This is a genomic window from Roseomonas sp. KE2513 (genome assembly GCF_016107305.1).
Lineage (GTDB): Bacteria > Pseudomonadota > Alphaproteobacteria > Acetobacterales > Acetobacteraceae > Roseomonas.
Genome location: NZ_RCVR01000100.1, coordinates 1 through 4898, shown reverse-complemented (window position 1 = coordinate 4898; position 4898 = coordinate 1). Strand labels below are relative to the sequence as shown.

The 4898-nt window shown below is 67.1% G+C and carries 4 protein-coding genes; 2 read left to right on the top strand and 2 right to left on the bottom strand.

Going from position 1 to position 4898, the window contains the following annotated elements; genetic code table 11:
* Positions 1-108 precede the first annotated feature (108 nt).
* Positions 109-1593 (top strand): cation:proton antiporter, encoded by a 1485-nt coding sequence (locus D9599_RS30150; protein WP_198385034.1) that lies wholly within the window; start codon positions 109-111, stop codon positions 1591-1593.
* Between the two features lie 284 nt (positions 1594-1877).
* Positions 1878-3536, top strand: coding sequence for a hypothetical protein (locus D9599_RS30145; protein ID WP_198385033.1), 1659 nt, complete (start codon positions 1878-1880; stop codon positions 3534-3536).
* Positions 3537-3620: 84 nt separating this feature from the next.
* Here the strand turns inward: D9599_RS30145 and D9599_RS30140 are convergent, their stop codons facing one another.
* Together D9599_RS30140 and D9599_RS32670 are read right to left on the bottom strand one after the other, a co-directional pair.
* Entirely contained in the window at positions 3621-4292 is a 672-nt protein-coding gene (locus D9599_RS30140) for an HWE histidine kinase domain-containing protein (protein ID WP_198385032.1), read from the bottom strand.
* A gap of 31 nt (positions 4293-4323) precedes the next feature.
* Positions 4324-4521 carry a DUF3489 domain-containing protein gene (locus D9599_RS32670; RefSeq protein ID WP_198385031.1) on the bottom strand — a complete coding sequence of 66 codons (198 nt, stop codon included), beginning with the start codon at positions 4519-4521 and terminating at the stop codon, positions 4324-4326.
* Between the last annotated feature and the right edge of the window lie 377 nt (positions 4522-4898).

Here is a 4898-nt window from a genome sequence, read left to right as displayed (position 1 = left end):
GTGCCGCTACGCGTTGTATGGGCACCCCGGCAAACGGCATGGCGATACGCCCGGAGCACAGCTGATGAGATGCACTGAAGGTTCTGCCTCAAAGCGCAAGCCTCTGCCATGAACGCGCTCCAGTTCGCTGCCTTACTCATCGCTGCGGTCGGCCCGTTGCTGGTCCTGGCCAAACTGCTGCACGTTCCGACGCCGCTCGCCCTGGTCGCGGCGGGCATCGCTACGGCCTTCCTGCCCGGGCTACCGGACGCGCGGGTGGATCCGCAGATCCTGATGGCCCTGTTCCTGCCCCCGGTCATCTATGCCGCGGCCATACGAGTTTCGATCCACCTGTTCCGCTTCACGCTCGGCACCGGGGTCGGCATCGGCGTCGCGCTGGCCGCCGTCACCATCCCCGTTGTCGCGGTTGCGGCGCGCTGGCTTCTGCCAGGGCTGGACTGGGCACCGGCCCTGCTGCTGGGCGTCGTTGGCGCGCTGGTCGATACGCGCCTCTTCCACGAGGCCGAGGGCCGGCCAAGCGTACCCCGCGCCATTGCCGACGCGCTCAAGGTCCGCGAGATCGTGGCACGGGTCGTCTCGCTCGGTGTCCTGGCGGTGCTGGTTCAGGCCGTGGCGACGGGGACCCCGACGCCGCTCGGCGCCACCTGGCACTTCGCCTGGGCGCTGGTTGCGGGGGCCGGAGTGGGATGGGCGCTGGGCCGTGGCACGCGCTGGCTGCGCGGGCATGCCAGTCCCGCGCCGGTGGAGATCGCCGTTTCCGCCGCGCTGCCCTTCGTCTGCGCCCTGGTGGCGCAAGGGCTCGGACTTTCCCTGTCGGCGACCATCATCGCGGCGGCGCTGGCCGTCTCCTCCGGCGGGATGGACGCCGAAAGCGATAGCGAGCAGACATCCCCGGAAGCACGCCTTTCCGCCGTCACCTTCTGGGAGGAGGTGAGCCTCCTGCTCTCCGCCGTACTCTTTCTCCTGGCCGGGCGGGCGCTGCCCGAGGCCCTGGGGGCGCTGGAGGAATGGCCGATCTGGCAAACAGCCGGGACGGCCCTGGTGCTCGTGCTGCTGGTCCTGGCGCTGCAATTCGCCTTCTCCTACTTCGCGGCCTGCCTCCCCGCGCCGGCCCGAGCGCTGCGCGAGCGGGAGGGGGAGGCGGGCCGGGAGATTACCCGGCTGGCAGCGGCCGGCGTCATGGCCTGGGCCTGCACCCCCTCCATCATCGGCGTCATTGTTGCCCTTTCCGCCCCGCCGGTCATGGAGGACCGCGGCCTGACCCTTGTCGTGGCCGCCTTCCTCATCCTCGGTTCGGTGATCGTGCAGGGGCTGACGCTGCGGACCGCAGTCCAGGCCGCATCACTGGGCGACGAAGCGGAGGAGAAGCGCGAGGAGGAGCTTGCCGGACGCGTGGCGTCCCGGGCGGCGGATGGGGAGGAGGACGTGCAACGCGGCCACGACGCCGTGCGCCGTGCTTTGCTCCGACTGCGCGAGGACAACCACATCGGCGACGAGATGCTGCACAAGATGCTGCGCGAGACGGATCTGAGCGCCCGCGTGGCAGAAGGTCCGGCCGCCGCCATGCCCGGCGCTGGACCGCCGAACCCCTGAGCCCTGCTTCCATGAGAGGGGCCGGACGCCTCCGTGCCGCCCCCCATAGAAGGCTGAGGCACGCGCCGCATGCGCGCGGCGATAACTCTTCGACGCCGCACGCGTTCCGTGTTGTGCCTGAGCCGCTAGCCCCGCCTGTCCTGCCACGCGTGCAGGGTGGAACCTGCGCGGGACGACATGGAAAGCGCTGCATAGGGCCCACATTCTCGCGCGCTTCGATAGCTTGGGTGGATCCCCGGGTATCACGCCTTGCCGGCTTCCTCCCGGAGAGGCAGGTCACCTCGATGGAAGGTGTGCGGCACCGTGCCGCTGAAGGCATTCAGATCGCAGCCGAACCTGGAGTTGCCGCAACCGGCAACTGCTCCCGGCGAGTGAACAGCGGGCCGAATAGTATTCATAGACGACCGAGGCGCACGTCGCGCGGAACGCTGACCGCCTGTTTGCGTTCACCCCTTCCGCTTCCGGCATCTCTGGAGGCCGCACCCGGAACACCAGATTTGACCAAGCTGCCCTGGATAGAGCGCCCTGCGGGGGTCCCCTATTTTGTCACGTCTCAAGGCGAGCCTTGGACACCCATAGGACAGAACGACGCGATCACCTGGCCCGAGTTGGAAGGCTTGTTTCGACAGCGCGACTTACCGGGCGTGGAGAGGCACCTGCTCCACCTCCGAGACACAGGCGTCACCTGCCTCAGGTTGATGCTGGAATACGTACAGGGCAACCACCGCTTTCTGGAGCGTCCGGCTGGCCGCTTCGTGCCCGCGATGGTCCAGCTCTGGGACGAGCTGTTCCGGCTCTGCGAGCGTGTCGGAATGCGCATTCTGCTCACGCCCTTCGACACCTTCTTCACCTGGGTGCGCTGGCAGCACCACCCTTACAACATTTCCAATGGCGGTCCCTGCTCTTCCCGCACCCGCCTTCTCGTCTGCCCGGCCACGCGGAACTTCATCAAAGCGCGGCTCGCCTTCGCCACACGCCGCTGGGGCAGCAGCGGCGTGATCTTCGCCTGGGACCTGTGGAACGAGATGCACCCCGCCCAGGCCGAGAACCAGCAGGATGCCTTCGCTGAGTTCATTGACGATGTCGGTCCCTTCCTGCGCGACCTGGAGACGGAGCTCTACGGACGGGCCCACCTGCAATGCGTTTCGGTCTTCGGGCCGGAACTGCTGTCCAGCCCGGCCATTGCAGACCCGATCTTCCGCCATCCGCGGCTCGACTTCGCCAGCAGCCACTTCTACGAGACCGGGACGATCGACCACCCTGCCGACACCGTGGCGCCCGCCGTCAGCGTTGGCCGGCTGACGCGGGACGCCTTGAGCCATATTATTGATCAGCGGCCTTTTCTCGACTCCGAGCACGGTCCGATCCACAGCTTCAAGGACCGGCACAGCACCCTGCCAGAGGCTTTCGACGACGAGTATTTCCGCCATATCCAGTGGGCCCACCTCGCCTCTGGCGGCGCGGGGGGCGGGATGCGCTGGCCCAACCGCAGCCCGCACGTGCTCACGCCCGGAATGCGGGCAGCGCAGGCGGCGCTCTCACGCTTTCTGCCGTTGCTGGACTGGCCAAGATTCCAGCGCCGCAACCTGAATGAAGAAATCTCAATCAGTGGTGCGCCCGTCCACGCCTTCGGATGTGCTGATCTACGCCAAGCCATCATCTGGCTACTACGTCCGACCTTAGGCGCAGCCGTAACCAACAGAGGACGAACCTTGCGCCAAGTCGACCAGAGCGGCGAGGCCGCCCTCACCCTGACGGTTCCAGGCCTCACGCCTGGCTTTTACGAGGTTGTGCTCTGGGATACTCGGGTGGGGCGGGAACTGAAGCGAGTTCCCGCGCAAGCAGTGGCTGGAGCGGGGTTGGAGATTCCGGTGCGCTTCGACGGCGCGGACCTCGCCCTAGCCGTCCGGCCTGTGGAATGCCATGAGGGTGAACCAGGTTAGAAAAACTACCGTCATCTTGTTGAGTGCAAGTAGCCAGGTACTCATGGTCTGAAGTCGGCGTGACGAAGTCCTCGCCCGCCGGATTTATACTGGCACGACAACGTCCGTTGCGCCCGTATCTCCCTCGGCTGACCTGATCGGCACTGATATCTCGCAAACCAGCCCGGATCGTTCCCAGGCGAGGGTTGCGCTTCCACCGAGTTGGTCACGCATTGTTGCGTCCAGTAGCCGCGAACCAAACCCCCAGCCCTCTGGAGCCCCATTGATCAGATGCCTCCCGGTCTCGACCCAGCGGAGCAGCAGCGGCACCTCGTCACGACGGCCTTTCACCTGCCAGGAAACGGAAAGGTGACCCGTCGCGACCGACCGCGCCCCGTGCTTCACCGCGTTCGTCGCGAGTTCGTAGAGGGCCACTGCTATCGACTGCGCCAGGCCGGACGGGAGTGCCAATCCTGGCCCGTCCAACTCCGCCTGCCGCCCGCCAGGAACAGAGGCAAGTTCACCCGCGATGAGGGCGCCGAGGTTGGCGCCACTCCACCGATCCTGGGCAAGGAGCGTCTGCGCGCGTGCGAGCACTGCAACCCGGCCCTCGACTGCTGTCACGTAGCCCCTCACATCCGGCGCCCGCGTCAGCAGCACGACCGCGAGAACGACCGAGAGAGCGTCTTGGCCCGGTGATCCACTTCCCGCGCCAGCAAGTGTCTGACGCTCCTCAGCACGGTGGCGCTCGGTCACGTTGCGCAGGAGGACCGCCACGCGCCCAGGCTCTATGCGATAGACAACCACCTCAAGCCAGCGTTCTCCCCTTCAGCCCAGTCTGGAAGTTGCGGACCGCGTGCTGAGCCCAGCTGGTCACTTCCGTGGCCTGAGCCACCGTCGCACCCTCTTGCCGATGCAGGAGGGTGAGAACGGTCTGCTGCTTCGTGCCTCCGCGCAGCGCCGCGAAGTGGAGGGGTCGCGAGGCGGACGAGTTGCCCCAGCACACCCCGGGGCGGCGCGCAGAGCCTCGACAGCGTGCGGCAGGTCAGGTCGTCGTTCACCGGCATCCCAGGCCAGCAGCAGGCCCGGAGGCGCGCGTCAGAGCGTGTTGCATCGCGAGCGAGGGCAGCGGGCGCGACGCCGTGCTCCTGGGCATTCAGCGGGGCTGTGACACTCGCCTGCCCTGCCCCGCCTCCTCGCAGGTCCGTGGCGGCTTCTCGCCCCGTCAGAGCGTAAAAGCCAAGCACGATGTCAAAGCCCGTTCAGGATGGCGCCAGTTCGGCACATGCGGTCATCGGTGAAGGTGCCGCCGAGATGACGAGGATGATTTCGTTCTCCAGACTTGACCAGCAGCGGGAAGAGGGCTCAGTCCGCTTCCGCCAC